Below are 26345 nucleotides of genomic sequence, written 5' to 3' on the forward strand. Positions count from 1 at the left end.
TATTAGTACGTTTTTATTTAATTATCTGACTTGCCCAATTATCATTTTGATTTTCCACAAGTAATAATCCAGAATCTGAATCATTCATTTGAGAAACCAATTCTCCTTTATTATTCCAAAAAGCACTTTTTCCGTCAGAAAGATATCCCCAAAATTCACCATCATTTTCATTTCTATTATTTATTCCTGCAAGGTTTTCAAAACCTTGTAGGTGTATGTTTTTATATTTACAATTATTAATTTTCCATATAAATCCATGCAACTATTCCAGATTTCAATGTTATTTGAACTCTTTTATACGCATTAGATTCGAATTGATCTGCTTTAGTCAGATCTTCACTGGAAACAGTAAAAACAATACCATTTATTTCATCCAAAGGATTTTCGCTTGGTGTTGCTACAAAATAATCTGCCATTCCAAATTCTTCTTCTATTTTTAGATCTTTTAGTTTATAGCCTTTGAGTTGGTCTAGTGTTCCAGTCAATAGCTTGTTAAAAACCTGTATTTGAATTTTTTTAGACTGTAATGTTCCGTAAGAGAATATATGTTCCATAATACTATTTTTTCTCGTTATTTATTTGCGTTAGGGATAGGAACGGCATCCTTTTTTGTGGTTTTTTCTACCACAAAAAAGATATAGTGTACAGCCCGACCCGACTTTTTTTTGGGAGGGTAACGCCCAAATTATTCTTCTATTATAATTTAAAATAATCGATATACGTATTCAAATCTTTGTCACCACGACCGGAAAGATTGATAACTACAATGTCCTGTGGTTTGAATTTCATTTCGTCTAGAACGGCAAAGGCATGCGCACTTTCAATAGCTGGAATAAGTCCTTCCATTTGTGATAGTTTTAATCCCCATTGCATGGCTTGGTCATCGGTAATCGAGATGAATTGCGCTCTGCCAGTAGCGAATAAATTAGCGTGCATAGGACCTACACCCGGATAATCCAGTCCTGCCGAAATGGAATATGGCTCGGTGATTTGGCCATCAGGAGTTTGCATCAACAAGGTTTTACTGCCGTGAATCACGCCTACTTTCCCTAATGCTGATGTTGCGGCACTTTCGCCTGAATCGACTCCTAATCCTGCTGCTTCGACCGCAATAATAGTCACGTCTTCGTTATCCAGAAAATGATAATACGCACCGGCAGCATTGCTACCACCACCTACACAGGCAATCACATAATCAGGGTTTTCACGGCCTTCTTTTTCTAATAATTGTTCTTTGATTTCTTTAGAAATGACACTTTGGAAACGCGCCACCATATCCGGATAAGGATGCGGACCCACGACAGAACCGATGATATAATAGGTGTCAACGGGGTTGTTAATCCAGTCGCGAATGGCTTCGTTTGTGGCATCTTTTAAGGTTCTTGAACCCGAAAGCGCCGGACGCACTTCGGCACCCAACATTTTCATACGAGCTACATTTGGCGCTTGACGTTTGATGTCAATTTCACCCATATAAACGATGCATTCCAGTCCCATTAACGCACAAACGGTTGCTGTTGCAACGCCATGTTGACCAGCACCGGTTTCGGCAATGATTCGTTTTTTACCCAAACGTTTGGCTAACAAAATTTGTCCAATGGTGTTGTTCACTTTGTGCGCGCCAGTGTGACATAAATCTTCTCTTTTTAAGTAGATTTTAGTGTTGTATTGTTCTGATAGCCGTTTTGCAAAATAAAGAGGCGTAGGGCGACCTACATAATCTTTAAGCAGTGCATCAAATTCAGCCTGAAATTCTGGTTCAGCTGTGATTTTTAAATAATTTTGACGTAATTCTTCCACATTTGGATATAACATTTCAGGAATGAAGGCGCCTCCAAATTCTCCGTAATAGCCTTTTTCGTTGACGTTGTATGACATAATTTTATTTTTTTTATTTATAGATATGCTGTACAGACGCGATTTATCGCGTCTCTATTTATTTATCTTTATTGGACGAGACGCGATAAATCGCGTCTGTACATAATTGTATGTTTTTTAATCCGGGTTCTATTTCAAATTTACTGTTTACATCAATGGCGTAAAGGGGTAAATTGGTTTTCGAAATTTCATTTACGTCCTCCATTTCATTAATTCCGATTCCGCCACTCAAGAAAAACGGTTTGCTTGACGGATAGTTTTCTAATACTTTCCAGTCGAATGTGGTTCCGTTTCCGCCGGGTAATTTTCCTTTGGTATCAAAAAGAAAATAATCACAAACGGCTTCAAATGGTTTTAATACCTCAAAATTAAATGCTTCATCAACAGAGAATACTTTTATAATTTCAATTTTACGATCCATTTCATCCTTTAAATCCAAACAAAATGCAACCGATTCCTGTCCGTGCAATTGAACGGCCTGCAAATCGTATTTTGCTATTTTTTCAAGAATCTCATCTTGTGAGGCATTTACAAAAACCCCCACTTTCTTTATTGATTTTGGTAAATCTGGAATACTATCCTCAAAATATCGAGCTGATTTCTCCCAGAATATAAAGCCCATATAATCGGGTAGGAGCGAAGCTACTTCGAGTATATTTTCGGGATATTTCATGCCGCAGATTTTGAGTTTCATATCGTTTTTTATTTATTCCTGTTAGGGTTTTAAACCCTAACAGGAATGTTTTATAGTTGGCTAATAAATTCCGTTGCAGCTTTACCGGCATTGTCCGTTTTCATAAAGTTTTCTCCAATTAAAAATCCTTTATATCCGTAGGGCTTTAATTCATTAATCGCTTCAATAGATGAAATTCCGCTTTCGGAAACTTTTATAAAATCATTCGGAATTTGCGCTGCCAATTGCTTGCTGAAATCCAAACTTACCTCAAATGTTTTTAGGTTTCTATTGTTCACACCAATCATATCCAATGTTGGCATAATCGATTTTTCCAGTTCTTCCTGATTGTGGACTTCCAGTAATACTTCCAATCCTAAACTTTTAGCAAATTCAGATAATGATTTGATTTCGTCTCTCGTTAAAACCGCTGCAATTAGCAAAATTAAATCGGCTCCATGTGCTTTGGCTTCCAATATTTGGTATTCATCAACAATGAATTCTTTTCTCAATAATGGAATGTTGACTGTGGCTCTTGCCAAAAGTAAATCGTCTAACGAACCACCAAAATATTTTCCATCCGTCAATACCGAAATTCCACAAGCACCAGCATTTTCATAGCCTTTCGTTACTTCTTCAACCGTAAAACTATAATTTATTTCTGCTTTGGAAGGCGAACGGCGTTTGTGTTCAGCAATAATTCCGGAGGTGCTGTTTCTTAAATTATCGCTCAAAGAAATAGTCTTTTTTTCAAAGAAAACCGAAGCTTCCAATTGTGAAACAGGAATGATGGATTTCTTGAGAATAACTTCTCTTTTTTTGTCAACTATAATTTTATCGAGTATGTTCATTTATTTTAATTTAAAGATTGAAAAATTTAAAGATTGAAAAATTCCAATCTGAATAAAATTAGTCTTTGATTTTAGTACTTAAGTATTTAATAAAATTGGATAAGTTTTGAGATATCTCTATGCTTATTTTATAGCTTTCTTCAATTTCTGTTTGAGAACAAAAGCCAAGTTCCCGAGACAATATTAGCATACTTCTAACTTCTGCGCAACTTCCCTTTGAGATTTTCAAATATCTAATGAGTTGTTTGTTGTTATTATATTCAGAACCTTCGGCAATATTATTGGTTATTGAAATAACTGCTCTTTTTATTTGGTCTTTAAAACCAAATTCTTTTTCAAAAGATGAATTGCTTACTAATTTAAAAATTAATTGTGCTAAATTAATTCCCTTTTTATAAACTTCAAATTCTTCGAAAGACTTAGTCATAATCTTTTAATTTTCAATCATTCAATTTTTTAATCATTCAATTTTTTTTACTTGCTTAAATCTTGCAATGTTTTCAAAGCTACAAGTCCTTTACCAGAAAATAAACTTTCTTTTGCTATTTGAAATCCTTCTAAAGGAGAACATTTTGTAACGGTCGCAATTGCCATTGCAGCATTGGCACAAACCACATTATTTTGGGCTTCGGTTCCTTTTCCTGAAATGATATTCGTAAATATTTGAGCGGATTCTTCGATGGTTTTCCCACCTTCAATTTCGCTTTGCAATAAAAGACGAACACCAAAATCTTCCGGATTTAGCATTCCTTCCATTGAACTGGTAATCGTTTTTGTAGGTCCTGTCAAGGAAACTTCGTCATAGCCGTCAAGCGAATGCAAGATGGTAAAATTCACATTGGTATTTTGGTACAAATATGCATACATTCTGGCCATTTCTAAATTAAAAACACCGACCAATTGATTTTTTGGAAAAGATGGATTTACCATTGGTCCTAACATATTGAAGAAGGTTTTTACTGCTAATTCTTTTCGAATTGGTCCCACATTTTTCATAGCCGGGTGAAATAACGGAGCGTGTAAAACACAAATTCCGGCTTTATCGATACATTTTTCCAAGAAATCAGTGTCATTACTGAACTTGATTCCCATTTTTTCCATCACATTACTAGAACCAGAAATAGAAGAAACACCATAATTCCCGTGTTTTGCCACTTTTATTCCTGCTCCCGCAGCCACAAATGAAGCCAAGGTTGAAATATTAAAAGTGTCTTTGCCATCACCGCCGGTACCACATAAATCGATGGTATTGTAGGCTGATAAATCCACGCGGATGCACAATTCCAACAACGCTTCACGAAAACCGGCAAGCTCTTCTATGCTAATGCTTCGCATCATATAAACGGTAAGGAAAGAAGCAATCTGACTGGTATTATAACTTCCGTTGGAAATATTTACCAATACGTTTTTTGCTTCTTCTTGCGAAAGTATTTCGTGATTGATTAATCTGTTTAATATATTTTTCATTTTATATTTATATTTTTTTTGCCGCTAAGGCTCAAAGACGCAAAGTTTAGTATTGAATATTGTTATTTAAATTCAGTCGACTGATTACTGCTCCCGAAGCTTCGAGATGAACACTGAATACTATGATTTCACCCAATTCTCCAATATCTTTTTTCCATTTGGAGTTAACACACTTTCCGGATGAAATTGTACACCGCGAACATCGTACGTTTTGTGGCGCAACGACATCACTTGTCCATTTTCATCGAATGAAGTCGCTTCCAGAACATCAGGCAAATTGGTGTCAACCACCCAAGAATGATAGCGTCCCACTTCAAATTCGTTACCTAATCCCTCGAATAAAAGCTCATCATCAACCACGGTTTTTACCATCGTTGCTACACCATGATATACTTTATCTAAATTCGAAAGCGTTCCTCCATAAACTTCCCCTATGGCTTGTTGGCCTAAGCATACACCAAAGATACTTTTTGTTGGGCCGTATTTTTTAATGACTTCTTTCAATAATCCTGCTTCGTCTGGAATTCCGGGTCCGGGAGAAAGAAGAATTTTATCGAAAACTGCAATTTCATCAATATCAAATTCATCGTTTCTGTAAACGGTTACTTCGCAATCTAAATCTTCGAGATAATGTACCAAATTATAAGTGAAACTATCGTAATTGTCTATTACTAGTATTTTTTTCATTTTTTTTTATTGAAAAATTGAAAGATTTAAAGATTGAAAAATTCTTGCGTTTCAGCAATCTTTAAATTCTTAAATTATTGAATCTTTAAATTATTTATATTGTCTCGGCTAAATCCAAAGCGGCATTCAACGCTCTCAATTTATTATATACTTCCTGCATTTCGCTTTCTTCATCGGAACTGGCTATAATTCCCGCTCCGGCCTGACAATGCAATTGATGATTTTTACTCAGGAAAGTACGAATCATAATAGCATGATTAAAATTACCTTCGAAATCCATAAACCCGATAGCGCCACCATAAAAAGTCCTATTCGTTTTTTCATAATCTTCGATCAGTTGCATCGCTCTGTGTTTTGGCGCACCGCTTAATGTTCCTGCCGGAAAAGTATCTGCTACGACTTGCATCGTTGTTGCGCTTGGGTGCAAATGCCCTGTCACTTTTGAAACTAAGTGAATAACATGCGAAAAAAATTGCACTTCTCTATATTTTTCAACATTAACATTATGACCATTTCTGCTCAAATCATTTCTGGCTAAATCCACCAACATGACATGCTCGCTATTTTCTTTTTTATCAACCGATAATGCTTTGGCGAGGATGGCATCTTTTTCGTCATCACCAGTTCTTTTAAAAGTTCCTGCGATAGGATGAATTTCTGCTTTACGGTCTTTTACAATAATTTGGGCTTCTGGCGAAGAACCAAATATTTTGAAATCCCCGTAATCAAAAAAGAATAAATAGGGGGAAGGATTGATGCTTCGCAGCGCGCGATATACATTAAATTCATCGCCTTTAAAGCCTTGGGTAAACCTTCTGGATAAAACTAATTGGAATACATCACCACGAAAACAATGCTTTTTGGCCAAAGCCACATTATGTTTGAATTCGTCGTCTGTCAAATTAGAAAAGCCATCTCCTTCTTTAGAGAATTTATAAGAAGCAATATTTCGGGATTGTAATAATTGTTCGATTTCTGAAATATTGTTTCTTCCGTCTAAACTGTGACAGAAAATGTAAGCTTCATTTTTGAAATGATTGATGGCAATAATATTTTGGTACACTGCATAATAAACATCAGGAATAGAAATGCTATTGTCTTTTTTGGCAATCGTTACTTTTTCGAAATAACGAACAGCATCGTACGAAATGTAACCAAACAAACCATTATTGATGAATTTGAAATTATTCTTTTCGGATTTGAACTGATGCGAAAATTCTTGAATTACCTGCGGAATATCGGTAGTTTTATCAATATTAATTTTTTCAAAACTGCCATCAGGAAAAGTCTTGTAGATAATTTCATTTTCTATTTTTATAGAAGCAATCGGATTGCAACAGATATAAGAAAAACTGTTGTCATTACCATGATAATCACTACTTTCCAGTAATAAACTATTTGGAAATTTATCACGAATTTTGAGATACACACTTACTGGAGTAATAGTATCTGCAAGGATTTGCTTGTAATTTGTATTTAGTATAAAAGGTTTCAATTTGTATGTTTTTTAGTGTTGTGTGATAGTGATAAAATGGGCACAAAAAAAAGGCCTGTCGTGATGACAAGCCTTTTATATTTATAGTTTAATAATACTATAGGAAGCTTAGTTCACGACGATTGACGTAAATTGTTCCACCACCAAGTATTGTTTATTTTTGTTTTCATCATTTTTTTCTTGTTACAAATATATAAATGAATTTCGATTATTCAAAAATAAAAAACCAAAAAAAATATTAAATTTCACGATTTTTTGTTAAATAAATTTTGTCTAAAACACTAAATCAATATTTAATTCAAATTCATCGTAAATTGTTTTGTCTCCCAAATCATCAAAATAACTTCCGGAGCCGTATTTTATATCATATTTTGTTCGGTCAATTTTCAAAGCTGCTGTTGCTGTATTTCCTTTTACAATAAAATCAAATTTTACGGGATTAGTAACTCCTTTTATCGTTAAGTCAGCAGTGACAGCATAAATATTATTGCCTTTATCTCCAATGCTTTTAAAAACCAAATTTGAGGTATTGTATTCATCAACACCAAAAAATTCATCTGATTTCAAATGGCCCTCCAGTTTTATTTTTGACTTTCCTGTTTGATCTGTATTTATTAGTGATTTCATATCCGAAGTGAAATTTCCTCCAACCACTTTATTATTTTTGAAAATAATGTATCCGTCTTTTAGTTTTACTGTTCCTTCATGTTGACCAGTTACCTTTTTTCCAACCCAATTAATTTTACTTTTAGTGACATCAATTTTATTGGTTTGTCCTTCTACTTTGATAAGTGTAAAAACGAGTATTAGAACGAGACTAATTTTTTTTAAATTTTTCATAATGATATTTTTAAGTTAAAAGTCAAAGTTGAATAATAAAATAGTGATCCAAATTTATTTATTCAAAATCAAAGTTACAAAATCAATTTCAAGTTTAAATAGTTGATAAGCTATATCTTAGTTAATTTTCATAATGATTTTAAGATGTGGAATTATAAATTAAATGCATTCCAATAACACAATATTTAAGGGACTTTTAAAGTTGGTTTATTAAAAATTCATTTGATTGCAAAAAGAAATCCCAGCAAGATTTGTTGGGATTTATAAGAATTAAAAAATTGAACTCTAAAAAGACGTTTAATTTCTGAGGGTTATATTAGCATTTGCTTTTAGTCTAAAATCAGGTGCTTTTTTAATATTTGATTCTATGAATAGATCGGAGTTATTGATTTTAGAATACTCCAGAGAAAAAGAATCATTAGCATACCAATTCATTATTTCGATATTATTTGTTGCTACCTCACTTTGGATTTTATCCATGCAATTGTTAATGAGTAAATTATGAAGGTTTATTTTTGCTAAATTTTCTGAAAAAGCACCTATTTTTCCATCTAACAAGGCACAAAGTTTAAAACCTGAAATAACACTGTTACGGAGGCTAAAATAGCTTTTGTCTTTAATGTAAACAGCTTCTTTAACTAAGCCTTGATTGTTATCTTCTAGGTTTGCCAAAGTTATATTTGTGGCAATTATTTTGGTTAGTTTTTTAGACAGGTCAGTGTTTTCAATTTTATCGAAAGAATCTATTTCAAAACATCGAGAACCGGAAATATCAGAAGAAAACGGATAACGAATAGCAATACTGTTACTCATATTACATTGCGCACCTTGTGTAAAATCAAAATCGTCATCAGTTGCTCTGTATGAAATGAGATTTTCAAAATTTATGTCTCCACCATAACACTCAAAGGAATCATCATTGGAGAAGCTGATTTGAATAAAATTAAATTCAGTTTTTCGGCCGACACCAGCTAATGACAATCCGTTAAGTTCTTTCAACGCATTTAGTTTTCTTCCTGAGAATTCGATACGAACATATTTTAATATTCCTGAATTGCTATCTTGATTTTCTCCTCCATAATGGCTAAGTGTGGGGTCTAAATTAAAATCTAAAAAACCAACCCCTCCAATTTTATTTATAGGAGCTTCTCCAAGTAGGATGATACCTCCCCAATCTCCGGGTTTTCTGGATGAAATTTCTCTATTAGAAGTGAAAATTATAGGATCTGTTTCTTCGCCTTCTGCCATAATTTTTGAGCCTTTTGTTATTACGAGTGTACCACATGTTTCAACATCTCCTCTTATAACTGTTCCCGGTTCAATAGTCAATACCGAATTATTAGTGATGTAAACAACTCCAATTAATCGATACGTGTTTTTTTTATACAGCTTAAGATTGGTATCTATTATACCAGTTAAAATATTTGTTGCTTCAGGATATTCTTCAGAAGCAGGTTTAAAATTTGTCCAGTTTTTCATCCAATTAGTTTCACCAATGGTTCCTTTTATTTGTTGTCCATTTATGGACAGGTTGCATAGTAGGCTAATGAATATAACAAATAGGGCTTTTTTCATAATTAAAGTTTTTTGAGGTCAAGTCTTTTGATAGGTATGTTTTTATTTCAAAATTACTTCGGATGTGTTAAGGAATTTATGCCTGTATGTTATTTGATTGTTACTATAAGTTATGGGATAAAGAATTTGTATTTTGTCTGTAAGAGTATTTTTCATTTTTATTATAAAAAGAAACCCCAACAGTTTCCTGTTGGGGTTTTAGTATATTTTAAAAAAAAATATTAGAATTTCAATGCTACAGCTAATTCAAAATCATCAGAAATTGCTTTGTCTCCAATGCTACTGAAGATACTTGCAGAATTATATTTGATATCATATTTTGTTCTGTCCACTTTAAATGTAGTTGCAGCAGTATTTTTTGTTGTTGCAAGATCAAAAGTAATAGGATTAGTTATTCCTTTTATTGTTAAATCACCAGTTACAGTGTAAACATTTGGCGCTTTTACTGCTATTTTTTTGAAAACTAATGTTGCAGTTGGAAATTTTTCAGTTCCAAAGAAATCTTCTGATTTCAAGTGACCGTTTAATTTTCCTTGGTATTCACCTTGAAGGTCTGTTGCAGTCAATGATGTCATGTCAACAACAAAAGTTCCACCTGCTAATTTTTTTCCTTTGAAAACTAATGTACCTGATTTAAGGTTAACAGTTCCGTTGTGTTGTCCGGTTACTTTTTTCCCAACCCAGCTGATTGAACTGTTTGCAGCATCTACTTTTTTAGTTTGTGCTGAAATTGATACTGTAGATAAAACTACTACTAATGCTAATGCAATTGATTTTAAATTTTTCATGTGTTTAAATTTGATTTTAATTAATAATTATAGTGTAATAAATAATTCTTCGTTTGATTTTCTAACTTTTTTGTAATGTTGAGTTGCGTCCTCTTCATGTCTGTACCCTAATGTTGCAATCAATGTTGCGTTCAGGCCTAGTTTGTCTAATCCTAATATTTCATTTACTTGTGCAGGAATGAAACCTTCCATTGGAGTAGCATCAATTTTTAGTTCAGCAGCTGCATTCAATAAATTTCCTAAGGCTAAATAGGTTTGTTTTGCTGTCCAAATGTTTTTAACTTCAGTTTCTAATATAGAAATTTTAGATTTCATAAAATCGCCATAACCAGACAAAGCTTCAATTGGAGTATTTCTTGTTTCACTAATGTTTTTCAAATAACTATCAATTGTTGTGTTGTCAACGTTAGTTTCATTTGCAAAAATGATTAGGTGAGAAGCCTCAACAATTTGAGATTGTCCCCAAGCCGCTGGCTGAAGTAGGGCTCTTAATTCTGGATTTTCAACGATTATTACTTTATAAGGTTGTAATCCGTAAGAAGATGAACTCAAACGAATGGCTTCTTTTAAAATATTTAAATCTTCGGTTGTTATTTTTTTGGAAGCATCAAATTTCTTTGTAGCATATCTCCAGTTTTGATTTTCTAAAAAAGTATTCATAATTTTAATGTATTTAATTTCTGTATTTTTCTAATAAATAATTTAATTGTTCTAATTCTTCGCTGTTTAATTTTTTCGAAAATAATAGTTCGTGTGCTATTACTTTAGGATCTAATTCAGTTAAAATGTCTAATCCTTTTTGCGTAATTTGAACTTCAATTTTTCTTCTGTTTTCTGGGCAAACATTTCGTGTAACAAATTTTTTTAATAATAATTTATCTACTAATCGAGTGGTGTTACTAGTTCGGGCTAACATACGTTCCTGTATTAAACACATATTTGCCGGATTCCCTTTTTGACCTCTTAATATTCGTAGTACATTATATTGCTCTCCGGATATGTCATATGGCTTCAATATTTCATTGAAATTATCTGTGATAACATTTTGAGTATATAAAATGTTCAGCGTAATTTTTTTTGAAATGTCCAATGCTATTGTACTTTTAATTTCATCTTCAATTTTCATGCCTTTATCTTTCTCATTTGTCGATACAAATGTAACACTTTTTATATTTGTATATACAAATGTACGTTATTTTTATGTTAAAATAATTTTAAGGAACAGTAAAAGATTTATTTTTAGATTTTAAATCATTGACAATCAATTATTTGCTTTTATTTTTAGAAAATAAAATTTCATCTGTTTTTTAGATTTATACTGACTATTGAAAATATTTAAATCTGTTTTTTTGAGTGATTTGTCAAAATTTATGCCGCTAAATCTTTGAAGTTGAAAATATAACGTAGATAAAGAGGGTATAATGAATCTGTGCCATTATCCTGTGCCTTAAGTTTTCCTCTCGGAAAGTATTAGAAGATTTGAATAAAAAAATATAATTCACTGTAAATCAAAGTTATATAAATTTAAAATTCAGGAATATTGTAAATTTAAAATACAATTGTGTAAAAAAATTTAGCTTTAATAATGTAAATTTATAAAACGTTAGAACGGGTTACAAATCAAAAAGCTATTAAAATGAAAAACAGCAAGAAAAATTTAGATGATTCTGAAAATCAGAAACAGCAGGATTTGAAATTAAATAAATCCGATGGTACGAATCAGTTTATGACTACGGACCAGGGTTTAAAAATCAATGATGATACTAATTCCCTTAAAGCTGGCGAACGCGGACCTTCGTTATTGGAAGATTTTATCTTAAGAGAAAAAATCACCCATTTTGACCACGAAAGAATTCCGGAAAGAATTGTACATGCACGAGGTTCAGCCGCACATGGTTATTTTCAGGTTTATGAATCGATGGAGAAATATACTAAAGCGGGATTTCTTCAGGATCCTAGTGTCAAAACTCCCGTTTTTACCCGATTTTCAACTGTAGCAGGGTCAAGAGGCTCAACAGATTTGGCACGTGATATAAGAGGATTTGCAGTAAAATTTTATACAGAAGAAGGCAATTATGATTTAGTGGGAAATAATGTACCTGTATTTTTTATTCAGGATGCCATTAAATTTCCGGATTTAATCCATGCCGTAAAACCGGAACCGAATAATGAAATGCCACAGGCAGCTTCAGCCCATGATACTTTTTGGGATTTTATTTCCTTAATGCCAGAATCGATGCATGTCATTATGTGGGTGATGTCGGACCGGGCAATCCCGAGAAGTTTGCGAATGATGGAAGGTTTTGGTGTGCATACTTTTCGTTTTATAAATAAAAAAAACGAATCTCATTTTGTGAAATTTCATTGGAAGCCAAAATTAGGAACACATGCGGTAGTCTGGGATGAAGCTCAGAAAATATCAGGGAAAAATTCAGATTTCCACCGTCAGGATCTTTGGGAAGCTATAGAAAATGGAAATTATCCGGAATGGGAATTAGGCGTTCAAATTATTCCTGAAGCTGATGAGCATAAATTCGAATTTGATTTATTAGATCCAACTAAATTAATTCCTGAAGAGTTGGTTCCTGTTACCATAATTGGAAAAATGGTGCTAAACCGCAATCCTGATAATTTCTTTGCTGAAACGGAACAAGTCGCTTTTCACCCTGGGCATATTGTTCCGGGAATCGATTTTACAAACGATCCTTTGTTGCAAGGGCGTTTATTTTCTTATACCGACACACAATTATCGCGTTTAGGAAGTCCAAATTTTCATGAAATCCCTATTAATAGAACAATTGCACCAATGCATAATAACCAACGTGATGGCCACATGCGTCAGGAAATTAATGTTGGTCGGGTGAGCTATCACCCCAATTCTCTTGGTGGAGGTTGTCCTTTTCAGACCAAAATTGATGAAGGAGGTTTTACCAGTTTCAATGAAAGGATTGATGCCCAAAAAGTGCGTGACCGCAGCGAAAGTTTCTCGGATCATTTTAGTCAGGCTACCTTATTTTTTAATAGCCAAACCCAGATTGAAAAAAATCATATTATAAAAGCATTGCGTTTTGAATTAGGTAAATTAGAAACTCTTGCCATTAAAACCCGCATGTTGGGTTTATTATCGCAAATTGATAAAACCTTAGCAAATAAAGTAGCCCAAGGTTTAGGTCTGAAAGTTCCTGCTACTCCGGAAAAACCGATGAATCATGGTATTGGAGCGAATGCTGACAAACAAAAGTATGAACCAAAAAAAGTTATACAAAGCGTGACATCTTCGGATGCCTTGAGTATGCTTAAAAATAAAACATTGTCCAACACAATTGCCACTAGACAAGTTGCTTTTTTATGCTCAGAGGGAGTTCACCAAGCCTCCGTTAATGCAATGAAAACTGCATTGGAAAAAGCAGGTGCTACTGTAAAAGTTATCGCACCTCATTTAGGAATTATAAAAACAAGTGAAGGGAATGAACTTGCTGTTGATCAGAGTTTCTTAATCGCCTCATCTGTTTTATTTGATGCGGTTTACATTCCGGGCGGAAAAAATGCTGGTTTTTTGAATTCTAATGCAGAAGCAATAGAATTTATCAATGAAGCCTACAAGCATTGTAAAGTAGTAGGTGCCGATGAATTTGAAATATTGAGTAAAACTAATATCGATGTAAAATCAGATAAAAATGCAGAGCAAGGGATTGTAATAAATTCAAAAACTACCGATAAAAATTTCACAAATGCTTTTATAGATGCTATGGGACAGCACCGTTTCTGGAACCGTGAAGCAGAACTGTAAATCTATTTGTTACATCATAGTCTATTAAAAAGACTAATTAATTTAAAATAGAATTATTTGCATAAAAGAAAGCCGAAACATTTGTTTCGGCTTTCTTAGGTTTGTAAAGTGACTCTAATCTATGCGAACTGACGAAAATTATCATCAAAAACTAATTACACCCAACGGGTAAATAGATTTAATTTGTTAGGGTATTTTTATTACATTTAAGAAATCTAATAATATTGATTAATATTTGAATTATGAGCATGAAAGAAGCAAAACCTACATATACCGATCTGCTCAATAAATTAAAAGATAAGAAGTTAGAAATAGATCGATTGGTAAAACAAGAAGAATCATTAGCTAGTTTCAAGTTTTTTATTGAAGAGTCTAATGATTTAGTATGTATTGTGGGAATTGATGCTTTTTTCAAACAGATAAATCCCGCTTTTGTTGCAACATTAGGATATTCAAAAGAAGAGTTACTTAATAATTCTTTACTACATCTTTTACATCCTGATGATCTTGAAAGATCGTTAAAAGAGATTGAAAAACTTTCTACGGGTGTGCCCTCAATAAATTATGAGAATAGATTCCTGAAAAAAAATGGCGAATTTGTTACTATTCAATGGACTGCAAACAGTATTTCTTCTGGAAATATTTATGCAATAGGAAAAGATATTTCAGAGATAAGGAATACTCAAGAAAAATTAATTAAAAGTGAAAACTTATTAAACCATGCACAAAAAAATGCAAAAATGGGTACTTGGGAATTCAATTTTAGAACTAAAGAAATAATTTGGTCTAATGAATTGTATGCTATTTTTGAAATTGAAAAAAAGAACGATCAAGATTTATTCCAAGAATATTTAAAGAATTTTTCTAAACAAGATAAAACGTTATTTCAAGAAAAAATAACACAATTAATGGTTGATAAAAAACCTTTTGAAATCGAACAAAGTGCCACTTTTTTTAATAAAAAAGTAAAGTGGTTTAACCAAACTATTTTTCCGCTATTAGATGATAATGATAATGTATTTGGAATCAGGGGTAATACTCAAGATTTTACTTTAAAAAAACAAATAGAGGTTGCAGTTAAAGCTAAAGAAAAAGCAGAAGTTGATTATAAACTAAAAGTGATTGAAGAAGAAAGCAATGCTAAGTTTAAAAATTATATAGAATGTGCACCAGATGGAGTTTTTGTATTAGATGAAAAAGGGCATTACCTGGACGTAAACCCTGCAGCAACCCTGTTAACTGGTTATTCTAAAGAGGAACTATTAACGATGAAGTTTGGTGATTTGTCTTCTGTAGAATCACTAGAAGAATACTTTAAGGAATTCCGAAATCTTTTGAATAATGGAATTGCAAAAAAAGAAATTAAAGCGATTCATAAAAAAGGAGAAATTAGATGGTGGTCAGTTGAAGCGGTAAAACTTTCAGAAAATAGATTTTTGGGTTTTGCAAAAGATATTACTGAAAGTAAAAAGACAAAAGACAAAATTGCCCAAAATGAAAAGCGTTTTCGTGCCATGTTGGAAAACAATGATGCAGTTGTTTCTTTAATTGATGAAAATTTAAATACTATTTTCCGCAGTTCTTCGGCAGCACGAATTACCGGATGGACTCATGAAGAATTTGAGAAAATTTCTGTCCAGGAATACATACATCCAGATGAAGTAGAATGTATCCAACAAATAATGAAAAAAGCTTTGGCTAATCCTGGATTCCCTTTTCCTGTTTCGCTAAGGGTAAGACATAAAGGAGGATATTATATCTGGATGGAAGGTGTTATCAATAATATGTTACACGATCCTGAAATAAGAGGTGTTATAACTAATTTAAGAGATGTTACCGAAAGAAGAAAATCAGAAGAAATACTGAGTGTTGAAAGAGATAAGTTTATTAAAATTGCAGCAACTTCCCCAGGTCTAATTTATTCGATGCGTCAAAATAAAGATGGGTCTTTATGCTACCCTTATGCCAGTAATGCTGTTGAAGAAATTTATGGATTTACTTATGAAGAAATTGAATATGATGCCAATACCGTTTTTTCATTGATTCACCCTGATGATTTAGATTATGTTATGCAAAGCATTTTTGAAACAAAGTCTGAGTTAGTTCCTCTTCAAGGAAAATACCGTTACCTGCACCCAAAAAAAGGGTTGGTTTGGCACGAAATGAACTCTTTGCCAGTAGTTGAACCAGAAGGAACTGTGATTTGTCATGGAATAATTACTGATATCACCGAAAGGGTTGTGGCTGAACAAAAACTTATTAAAGCGAATCGGCTCTATTTATTTATTAGCCAGATAAACCAAATGATTGTTCGTACAACTGATGAAGAAACTCTTTTTAAGGAGACTTGCGCTATTGCGGTAAGCTTAGGAAAGTTTAAGTTGGCATGGATTGGTATGATTGATTCAGAAACTAAAAAAGTAGTTCCTGTAATGTTTGCAGGAGAAGATCAGGGTTACCTTTCGACAATTAAAACCATTTCAATGGAGTATATACCACCAGAAGGTAGAGGTCCAACTGCAACAGCTATTAAAGAAGGGAAGAGCGTTATTTGCAATGATATTGAAAATGATTTGCGAATGCTGCTATGGAGAGAAGAAGCCTTAAAACGAGAGTATTTTTCTTTAATGGCGATTCCAATAATAAAATTTGGTGAGGTAATTGGAGCTATTACTTTTTATGCCAATGAAAAGGACTTTTTCGATGCAGAGGAAATCGCATTATTAGAAGAAGCAACGGGTGATGTAGCTTTTGCGTTGGAGGTTTTTGAGAAAGAAGCTTTGCGCAAAAGTGCAGAAGAGGCCGTTTTTGAAAGTGAAGTGCGCTATCATACACTTACTGAAGTATCTCCGGCAGGTATTTTTCGTACTGATGCAAATGGACTCACTACCTATGTTAATCCCCGCTGGTGTCAAATTTCGGGGTTATCTTATGAGGAGGCTTTAGGAAACGGTTGGCTTACGGCTGTTCATAATGATGATAAAAAACTATTGTTTAGTGGATGGGAAAATGCAACTTATAATCAGGAAATTTCCTTGTCAGAATATCGTTTTGTTCAGCCAAACGGTTCGGTTTCATGGGTTATGGGACAAGCAATTCCCGAAAGAAATGTAAAAAATCAGATTGTGGGTTATGTAGGTACAATTACTGAAATTACAGAACGTAAAATTGCGGGAGATATAATTTTAAAAGAAAAACAGCTTTCAGAAACAATAATCAATAATCTTCCAGGTGTTTTTTATCTCTATGACGAATTTGGGAAGTTTGTGAAATGGAACAAAAATTTTGAAGATGTAACGGGTTACAATAAAGAGGAGATAGCCCAAATGACTCCACTTGATTTTTTTGATAAAGAAGAAAAGGAAAAGGTTAGAATTAGGATAAAGACTGTATTAGAAAATAAAGCAAAACAAGTTGAAAATAAATTGCCAGGAATAGAAATTGAATTTTATACCAAATTGAAAAATAAAATTCCTTACTATATTAATTCACTTGCCTTAGAATATGAAGGTGGAAAATGCGTATTAGGAATGGGCTTAGATTTAACTGAAATCAAAAAAGCAGAGGAACAAATTAAAAATGCCAATGAACGATTTGAGAGAATTTCGGTTGCGACAAATGATGCTATAGCTGAAGTAGATTTAGTTACTGGCCAAAGTTGGAATAATAAAGCATTTATAGAGCTTTTCAATTTTGGTAATAGTAGTGAATCAAAGACAATCAATAATAAACAAATATGGCGCTCTAGACTTCACCCTGATGATAGGGAAAGAGTTATTAATAAGCTTGAAGAAACCTATGCGGGTACTACTGAAATATGGTCAGACGAATTTCGTTTTCAAAAAGGGGATGGTACTTACGGATACTTTTATGACCGTGCTGTTATCATTAGGGATCAATCAGGAATAGCATCACGTTTTATTAGTTCTATGACTGAAATTACAGAATTGAGAAATATAAAAGAGCAGCTTGTTAATAGTGAAGAAAAATACCGCATCCTAATAGAGCAAGCTTCGGATGCTATTTTTATTAATGATGTTTCAGGGAATTTACTAGAGGTGAACGATAGTGCCAGTATAATGCTTGGTTATACGAAAGAAGAACTTTGTACAAAAAAAATAACAGATTTATATACCGTTGATGAGCTTTTATTGAGACCCATAATGATCAAAGAATTGCTTGGTGGTCAGCAAACTCTTATTGAGCGTAATATGTTACATCGGGATCAATCGTTGATTTCTGTAGAAATTACTGCCAAAATGCTTGTTGATAAACGTATTGTAGCAATAGTAAGAGATGTAAGCAAACGTAAAAAAATAGAAGACGAGTTTAAAAAAATGCATAAAAAACTGGAGGCTGTATTAGAAGCGATTCCTGATTTAATGTTTGAAGTTGATGTCGACGGCAGAATTTATAATTATCATTCTCGTAGAGATGATTTATTAGCATTGCCTGCAGAACTGTTTCTAGGTAAAACATTTTCGGAAGTATTGCCAGCAGATGCTGCAAATTTAGGATTGTCAGCAATACAAGAAGCTGCTGAAAAAGGGTTTTCTACAGGGAGACAATATTCTTTGCAATTACCGGATGGTTTACATTGGTTTGAACTTTCAATAGCACCTATGCAGGAAAGTGAAGAACATGAGATACATTTCATTTGTTTATCACGTGATATTACCAGTGCCAAAGAATCAGATTACGCGCTCCTAAAAAGTGAGGAAAGATACCGCGGTTTGTTAAATAATCTTGATGCAGGTGTAGTCGTTCATGCTCCGGATACATCCATTATGGTTAGCAATCAAAAAGCGTCAGAATTATTAGGATTGACTGACAGCCAAATGAAAGGAAAAACAGTAATTGATTCAGCTTGGAAATTTTTGAATGAAGACAATTCTGTTATGCCGATTGAAAAATATCCAGTAAACCAAATTGTAGCTAATAAACAAGCAATCAAAAATTTTAGATTAGGCGTAAATAGACCTAAAACGAATGATATAGTTTGGCTCTTAATTAATGGCTTTCCCGAAATTGATTCCAATGGTGAAATATTTGAAATCGTAATCAGTTTCATTGATGTTACAGAACAAAAACTGACGGAAATGGAGTTGGTTAAAGCTAAAGAACAGGCTGAAGCCGCAAACAAGGCCAAGACTGATTTTCTTGCTAATATGAGTCATGAAATCAGGACTCCATTAAACGGAATAATTGGTTTTACTCATTTATTGATGAAGTCAGATCTGAAGAAAAACCAAGCAGAATACATGACCACAGTCAACGAGTCTGCAACTTCATTGATGGAAATTGTCAATGATGTTTTAGATTTTTCTAAAATAGAATCTGGAAAATTAGAGCTGGATATTGAAGAAATAAATCTTTTTAAATTAACGAATCAGGTTATTGATTTGTTTAAATATCAAGCCAATCAAAAAAAGATAGATTTAACGCTCCATATAGATGAAAACGTTCCACAATATATTCTTGCGGATTCTGTTCGATTAAAACAAGTAATAGTAAATCTATTGAGTAACGCCATAAAGTTCACCAATTTTGGAGAAATACGGCTGGATATCAATGAAATAGCGCAAGAAAATAAAAAATGGTCAAACATAAAGTTTTCAGTAAAAGATACCGGAATAGGTATAAAAGGAGGTAACAATGAAAAAATATTTAATTCTTTTGTGCAAGAAGATAATTCTACGAATCGAAAATTCGGAGGTACTGGATTAGGTTTGGCTATTTCAAATCAGCTTTTAGCACTGATGGACAGTAAATTACAATTAATTAGTAAATATGGTGATGGAAGCGATTTTTTCTTTAGCATTAGATTTAAAAAGTCAAAACACAAGAAAAATATAGAACTACTACCTAGTGATATAATTAATGAGAATGCAATTATTTCCACCGAAGTTCTAAGTGATAAAAAGATTTTAATAGTTGAGGATAATAAAATTAATATGCTTTTAGCAAAAACACTAGTGAAGAGGATAGTGTCTAATTGCACTATTTTTGAAGCTAAAGATGGAAATGAGGCTATTGAACACTATATAAAAGAGCAACCGGATGTCATTTTGATGGACATTCAAATGCCAAATAAAAATGGATATGAAGCAACTGATGAAATCAGGAAATTAAAAGATTCTGAAAACATTCCAATAATTGCAATAACTGCCGGAATAATGGTTGGTGATAAAGAAAAATGTTTTCAAGCAGGAATGGACGATTATCTGCCAAAGCCAATTATTCAAGCTGACTTAGAAAAAATACTGCATAAATGGTTGCTTAAAAAATAATTTTATTTTTGAAATTGAAAAAAGTGTTTATTAATTTAAACACTTTTTTTGTTTTAAAGAAGTACAGTAACTCGTTTTGTTTGATGCGTATTGAATTTAATTTATTTGTTAAAAATGTTTATTTTCACTAAATTTAACATTAATTACAGGTGAAATCAGTTAGATGTTTAATTAACAATAATAAAGTGTTGGATTTAATGTTGATAAGCTATTTTTAGTAGTATTGAATTAAATTTTATTATTTGAAAAAAGCTAATCAATTGTTAAAAAACACTTATTTCTTTGCGAAAGAGTAAACATATTTTTACCTTTTTTCCTTTCGTAAAAGCAATTAAAGCAGCAATAACATATTAATTTAGCAATATGATTATTGCTGAAATAAAAAAAATAATTGTGCATGAAGAAATACGACTCAACAAATAAAAGATATAGAAAATTCTAATTTAGTGATGATAAACAAAAATCAAATCAGTCGGGAGGAAGACAAAGTTTTAGATTTGAAACCAGATTCAATCTTGTCTGTAACTGATAATGATGATTTTCCTGTTATTGGTATTGGAGCTTCGGCAGGAGGATTGGAGGCATTAGAATTATTTTTTAAAAATATGCCTAATAACAGCGGTATGGCATTTGTTGTTATTCAACATCTGGATCCTACACATATTGGAATAATGCCTGAGCTATTGCAAAGAATGACACAAATGATAGTGCTACAAGCTACAGACGCTCTTAAAGTAAAACCAAATCACATATATGTAATTCCGCCAAATAAAAGTTTATCAATTTTAAAAGGACGATTGCATTTATTTGCTCCTGTTGAATCTCGTGGCTTACGCTTACCGGTGGATGTTTTTTTTAGATCTTTGGCGTTAGACCGAATGGAAAAAAGTATAGGAATCATTCTTTCCGGAATGGGATCCGATGGCAGTTTAGGCTTAAAATCCATTAAAGAAAAAAATGGAATTGTACTTATTCAAGAACCTACTTCGGCAAAGTTTGATAGTATGCCACGCAATGCAATCGAAGCTGTTATTCCAGATATAGTTGCTCCCGCAGAGGAATTACCCGCTAAACTGCTTGCCTTACTCAAATATTTCCCTGAAATAAACATGGATTCTGAAGTCCTTGTTAAAAGTAAAAGCAGTATTGATAAAATTATAATCTTACTTAGAGAACAGTCGGGACATGATTTTTCGATGTATAAAAAAAACACTTTAATACGACGTATTGAAAGGAGAAAAGCAATACATCAAATAGATAAAATACAAACCTATGTTCGTTTTTTGCAAGAAAATCCAAAAGAGGTTGAATTACTTTTCAAAGAATTATTAATTGGTGTTACCAGTTTTTTTAGAGATACTGCCGTTTGGGAAAAACTCAAAGAGGAAATTATTCCTAATTTATTGAAAGATTTGCCGGATGAATATACAGTTAGAGCATGGGTTCCAGCTTGTTCAACAGGAGAAGAGGCGTATTCCTTGGCTATAGTTTTTGAGGAAGCTCTTGCCAAAATTGGAAAAAAGAAAAATATCAAATTTCAGATTTTTGCCACTGATCTAGATCTTGTGGCGGTAGAGAAAGCCAGAAAAGGCATTTTTTTATCTAACATTATAAAAGATATATCTCCGGAGCGAATCAGTAAGTATTTTTATACTGAAAAAACGGGTTACCGTGTGAATACATCCATTCGCGAAATGATAGTATTTGCTCCTCATAACGTCATAAAAGACCCTCCATTTACAAAGCTAGATTTATTGACTTGCCGAAATATGTTAATATATATGGAGCCACAGTTGCAAAATAAATTGATAATGTTATTTAATTATAGTCTTAATCCAGACGGGATAATGGTATTGGGAACTGCAGAAACCGTTGGAAGCAATATCAAAGGATTTGAAGTAATTGATTCCAAATTAAAAATTTTTAAACGTACTTCAAAATCAGTTGTTCCTGAATTTACTAATTTCCCAAGTTCTTTTTCCCAAATTAAAAGATTAACTACCGATATTATGAAAGAAACTAAAGTTGTGGAAAACATACAAATCCTTGCAGATCAAATTTTACTTCAACGTTTTTCACCGGCAAGTATATTAGTTAATAATAGAGGAGACATTATTTATATTACCGGAAGAACCGGAAAATATCTAGAGCCTGTAGCTGGTAAAGCAAACTGGAATATACATGCGATGGCTCGTGAAGGTTTGAGAAATGAATTACCTGTCGCTTTCCGTAGAGCATTGCAAAGCTTTGATCCTGTAAAAATTGAAAATGTAAAAATAGTTGAAAACGGGAGTAAATATTTTGTAAATTTAACACTCCAACAAATCGAAAGTCCAGATGCTTTAAAAGGGATGATTATGTTGGTATTCAGTGATGTACCGGAAAATGAAGAATCAGATGATAACATATTAAAACAAAAAAAACAAAGTGTTTCCAGAAAACAAAAAGAACTAGAAGCTGAACTGATGCGTTGTAATGAAGATTTAAACAGTACTCGAGAAGAGATGCAAACCTCCCAAGAGGAACTGAAATCGACTAATGAGGAGCTACAGTCAACTAATGAGGAACTGCAGTCCACTAATGAAGAATTAACTACTTCCAAAGAAGAATTGCAAAGTCTAAATGAAGAATTGCAAACGGTTAATGCAGAACTTCAAAGTAAGTTAGTTGATTTTGAACAGGCTAACAACGACATGAAAAACCTGCTCAATAGCACTGAAATAGCTACTCTTTTTCTGGATAAGGGATTGAATATTCGCAGATTTACAGATCCGGTAACTAAAATATTTAAATTAAGGGCAGCTGATACAGGAAGACCTTTTACCGATTTAGTTTGTGATTTGAAATATCCTGAAATGGAAAGTAATGCTCTTGAAGTTATTAAAACGCTCACATCTATTCAAAAGGAAGTGGAGACAAATGATGGCAGATATTACTATGTTAGAATAATGCCCTATCGCACTCTGGACGATCGTATTGATGGAATTGTGATAACTTTTACTGATATTACAACAGCAAAACAGGCAGAAGAATCCCTTAAAATGGAAAACCGATATCGTCGTCTCTTTGAATCTGCAAAGGATGGAATTCTAATTCTGAATTCAGACACAGGAATGATTATGGATGTAAATCCCTATTTGGTTGAAATGTTAGGCTATTCATATGATCAATTTATCGAAAAATCTATTTGGGAAATTGGTTCTTTGAAAGATATAGTTGCCAATAAAGATAAATTTTTAGAACTGCAAAAAAAGGAATTTGTTCGATATGAAAATTTACCGCTTGAAACGGCAAATGGAAGAAAAATAAATGTAGAGTTTGTAAGTAACGTATATTTAGTAAATGATAAAAAGGTGGTACAATGTATTATACGGGATATTTCTGATCGAGTAGAGGCTCAAGATGCATTAGTCTTTTCAGAAACACGTTATAATCATCTTTTTAAATCAGTCAAGGATGGAGTTTTATTTTTGGATCCCAAAACAGGAATAATAACTGCCTTAAATCCATTTTTGATAGATTTATTAGGTCTCACCAAAGAAAATTTTGTAGGGAAAGAAATTTGGAAAATTATTTTCTTTAAAAATATTATTCCAAATATGGAAAAGATTGAAGAATTAAATCAGAAAGAAATGGTTCATTTTCAGCATATCGAAATTGAAACAGCTGAGGCAAAAAAAATAAACATTGAGTTTATCAGCACAATGTATTTTATAGGAAGTCATAAGGTGATTCAATGCTTTATCCATGAAATCCCGAATCGCTAAGTAAAAAGTAAATTCAAATAAGAGTAGAACATATATAATTCCCCAATCATATCTTCAAAAAAGACAATATTTAACACAGGCGGAAATTATGAAAAAAACTAAAAATAAATCAGAAGCCATGATAATTCTTCGGGAAAAAGCGGAAGAATTACAAAAAAATCAACAGTTAAAGTTAGACTCTAATCTTTCTGAAGCCGATACGTTGAAACTTATTCATGAATTTGAAGTTCATCAAATAGAACTTGAAATGCAAAATGAAGAACTTATTCATGCGAAAGAACAGGCCGAAGTTGCTACTGAAAAGTACACGAATTTATATGATTTTGCTCCGTCTGGCTATTTTACACTAACAAAAACAGGAAAAGTTACAGCACTTAATTTAACGGGGTCCCAAATGTTAGGCAAAGAAAGATCGCGATTAATGGAGAGCCAGTTCGGATTTTTTGTCACCAATGATACAAAGCCAATTTTTAATCTTTTTTTAGAGAAGGTATTTAATAGTAATGTTAAAGAATGTTGTGAGGTTAAGTTATTGTTAGACAATAATACTATAACGAATGTTTATCTCACGGGTATAGTTACTCAGGATAGAGAAGAGGTACTTATTTCAGTTGTGGATATCACATCATTAAAATTAGCTGAAATGGCACTTAGCGAAAGTGAGGAAAGATATCGCGGATTATTAAATAATATTGATGTTGGTATTATTGTTCATGCTTCAGACACTTCTATTATTTTATCTAATCCTAAAGCGTCAGAATTGATTGGTTTAAGTACCAATCAAATGAAAGGGAAAATAGCAATTAATCCAGTATGGAGATTTGTAAATGAAAATTATGAAGCTTTACCAATTGAAAATTATCCTGTAAACCAAATTATTAGCCATAAAAAACCAATCAAAAATTTTATCATGGGGATTAAAAGACCGGATAATACTAGAACAATATGGCTTTTATTAAATGGATTTCCCGTTTTTGATTATCATGGTGAAATAACGGAAGTAATTACCAGTTTTATTGAGATTACGGAAATGAAAATGTTGGAAATAGAATTGACAAAAGCAAAAGATCAAGCCGAAGCTGCGAATAAAGCGAAGTCAAGTTTCCTTACTAATATGAGTCATGAAATTAGAACTCCATTAAACGGAATAATTGGTTTTACTGAATTGTTAATGAAATCAAATCTTGATAAAAATCAGTTAGAATATATGAATACCGTAAATGAATCGGCAACGATATTAGCTGAAATTGTAAATAATATTTTAGATTTTTCAAAAATAGAATCAGGAAAATTAGAACTAAATATCGAAGAATTAAATCTCTTTGAACTTGCACGCCAAGTTGTTGATCTTTTCAAATATCAGGCATCTTTAAAAAATATAGAATTAGTTTTAAATATTGATAAAAACGTCCCGCATTATGTCTTTGGGGATTCCATACGATTGAAACAGATTCTAGTAAATTTAATTGGTAATGCATTAAAATTTACAAAATCGGGTCAAATTATATTAGACATTTATAATAAATCTAACTCAGGAGTTAATACTGCTAACTTACATTTTTCAGTAAAAGATACCGGTATTGGTATAAAACTACAAAATCAAGATAAAATATTCCAGTCTTTTGTTCAAGAGGATAATTCTATAACACGTCTGTTTGGGGGAACTGGCTTAGGATTAGCAATTTCAAATCAACTTTTAAGTTTGATGAACAGCAAATTAGAGTTAATAAGTAATTACGGACACGGAAGTGATTTTTTCTTTACCATTGAACTTAAAAAATCGAAACATTTGATAGAGCCAAGTCATAGTGAAAGTAATCTAAAAGAGGAAGATGAAATTATACCTACTGAAATTTTAAATCCCATCAAAATATTAATTGTTGAGGATAATAAGATTAATATGCTTTTGATAAAAACACTTCTTAAAGCTATAATTCCTAATTGTATAATTGTAGAAACTTCGGATGGAATTGGGGCAATAAAACTGTGTAAAAAAGAGCAACTGGACCTCATTTTAATGGATATACAAATGCCAATAAAAAATGGATATGAAACAACAGCCGAAATCAGAAAATTACAAAAAGCTAAAAACATTCCTATTATTGCCTTAACTGCCGGAATAATGATAGGAGAAAAAGAAAAATGTTTTGAGTCAGGGATGAATGATTACATTGCGAAGCCTATTGTTAAATCAAATCTAGAACTAATTCTGCATAAATGGTTGGATAAATAATTTTTAAATCT

The 26345-nt window shown here is 32.5% G+C and carries 18 protein-coding genes; 4 read left to right on the forward strand and 14 right to left on the reverse strand.

The features are described 5' to 3' along the window. Positions 1–13: 13 nt before the first annotated feature. The 14 genes from ACM55K_RS07910 to ACM55K_RS07975 all read right to left on the reverse strand — a co-directional run bounded on the left by ACM55K_RS07910 (position 14) and on the right by ACM55K_RS07975 (position 11380). Complete coding sequence (locus ACM55K_RS07910) at positions 14–262, reverse strand: hypothetical protein (protein ID WP_416849691.1); 249 nt, start codon at positions 260–262, stop codon at positions 14–16. Continuing rightward, positions 237–554 carry a gamma-glutamylcyclotransferase family protein gene (locus ACM55K_RS07915; RefSeq protein WP_416849692.1) on the reverse strand — a complete coding sequence of 106 codons (318 nt, stop codon included), beginning with the start codon at positions 552–554 and terminating at the stop codon, positions 237–239. Before ACM55K_RS07915 ends, ACM55K_RS07910 begins: the two co-directional genes overlap by 26 nt. 142 nt (positions 555–696) lie before the next feature. Next, positions 697–1878 carry a tryptophan synthase subunit beta gene (trpB, locus tag ACM55K_RS07920; protein ID WP_416849693.1) on the reverse strand — a complete coding sequence of 394 codons (1182 nt, stop codon included), beginning with the start codon at positions 1876–1878 and terminating at the stop codon, positions 697–699. 58 nt (positions 1879–1936) lie between these two features. Then, positions 1937–2572, reverse strand: coding sequence for a phosphoribosylanthranilate isomerase (locus ACM55K_RS07925; protein WP_416849694.1), 636 nt, complete (start codon positions 2570–2572; stop codon positions 1937–1939). 50 nt (positions 2573–2622) lie between these two features. After that, positions 2623–3402 (reverse strand): indole-3-glycerol phosphate synthase TrpC, encoded by a 780-nt coding sequence (gene trpC / locus ACM55K_RS07930; RefSeq protein ID WP_416849695.1) that lies wholly within the window; start codon positions 3400–3402, stop codon positions 2623–2625. A gap of 58 nt (positions 3403–3460) precedes the next feature. Continuing rightward, entirely contained in the window at positions 3461–3829 is a 369-nt protein-coding gene (locus ACM55K_RS07935; protein WP_416849696.1) for a four helix bundle protein, read from the reverse strand. Between the two features lie 47 nt (positions 3830–3876). Next, entirely contained in the window at positions 3877–4869 is a 993-nt protein-coding gene (trpD, locus tag ACM55K_RS07940; RefSeq protein WP_416849697.1) for an anthranilate phosphoribosyltransferase, read from the reverse strand. Positions 4870–4989: 120 nt separating this feature from the next. Further along, the gene (locus tag ACM55K_RS07945; RefSeq protein ID WP_416849698.1) at positions 4990–5556 is read right to left on the reverse strand and encodes an anthranilate synthase component II; all 567 of its coding nucleotides are present in this window, start codon (positions 5554–5556) and stop codon (positions 4990–4992) included. A gap of 94 nt (positions 5557–5650) precedes the next feature. Next, the gene (locus ACM55K_RS07950) at positions 5651–7051 is read right to left on the reverse strand and encodes an anthranilate synthase component I family protein (protein ID WP_416849699.1); all 1401 of its coding nucleotides are present in this window, start codon (positions 7049–7051) and stop codon (positions 5651–5653) included. Positions 7052–7324: 273 nt separating this feature from the next. Next, entirely contained in the window at positions 7325–7891 is a 567-nt protein-coding gene (locus ACM55K_RS07955) for a YceI family protein (protein WP_416849700.1), read from the reverse strand. Positions 7892–8188: 297 nt separating this feature from the next. Further along, on the reverse strand, positions 8189–9466 hold the full coding sequence (locus ACM55K_RS07960) for a hypothetical protein (protein ID WP_416849701.1): 1278 nt from the start codon (positions 9464–9466) through the stop codon (positions 8189–8191). 221 nt (positions 9467–9687) lie between these two features. Then, entirely contained in the window at positions 9688–10254 is a 567-nt protein-coding gene (locus ACM55K_RS07965; protein ID WP_416849702.1) for a YceI family protein, read from the reverse strand. A 27-nt stretch (positions 10255–10281) separates the two neighbouring features. Then, positions 10282–10914, reverse strand: a complete 633-nt coding sequence (locus tag ACM55K_RS07970) for an NAD(P)H-dependent oxidoreductase (RefSeq protein ID WP_416849703.1) — start codon at positions 10912–10914, stop codon at positions 10282–10284. 13 nt (positions 10915–10927) lie between these two features. Beyond that, the gene (locus ACM55K_RS07975) at positions 10928–11380 is read right to left on the reverse strand and encodes a MarR family winged helix-turn-helix transcriptional regulator (RefSeq protein WP_416849704.1); all 453 of its coding nucleotides are present in this window, start codon (positions 11378–11380) and stop codon (positions 10928–10930) included. A 510-nt stretch (positions 11381–11890) separates the two neighbouring features. On the opposite strand from ACM55K_RS07975, the gene ACM55K_RS07980 reads away from it, so the two are divergent. From ACM55K_RS07980 to ACM55K_RS07995, 4 genes are all read left to right on the forward strand, one after another. Continuing rightward, positions 11891–14044, forward strand: a complete 2154-nt coding sequence (locus tag ACM55K_RS07980; RefSeq protein WP_416849706.1) for a catalase — start codon at positions 11891–11893, stop codon at positions 14042–14044. A gap of 242 nt (positions 14045–14286) precedes the next feature. Then, complete coding sequence (locus ACM55K_RS07985; protein WP_416849707.1) at positions 14287–20334, forward strand: PAS domain S-box protein; 6048 nt, start codon at positions 14287–14289, stop codon at positions 20332–20334. A 449-nt stretch (positions 20335–20783) separates the two neighbouring features. Next, complete coding sequence (locus ACM55K_RS07990) at positions 20784–24101, forward strand: chemotaxis protein CheB (protein ID WP_416849708.1); 3318 nt, start codon at positions 20784–20786, stop codon at positions 24099–24101. Between the two features lie 88 nt (positions 24102–24189). After that, the gene (locus tag ACM55K_RS07995) at positions 24190–26334 is read left to right on the forward strand and encodes an ATP-binding protein (RefSeq protein ID WP_416849709.1); all 2145 of its coding nucleotides are present in this window, start codon (positions 24190–24192) and stop codon (positions 26332–26334) included. Positions 26335–26345: the final 11 nt, after the last annotated feature.

The sequence above is a fragment of the Flavobacterium arabinosi genome, assembly GCF_048158725.1.
GTDB lineage: Bacteria > Bacteroidota > Bacteroidia > Flavobacteriales > Flavobacteriaceae > Flavobacterium > Flavobacterium arabinosi.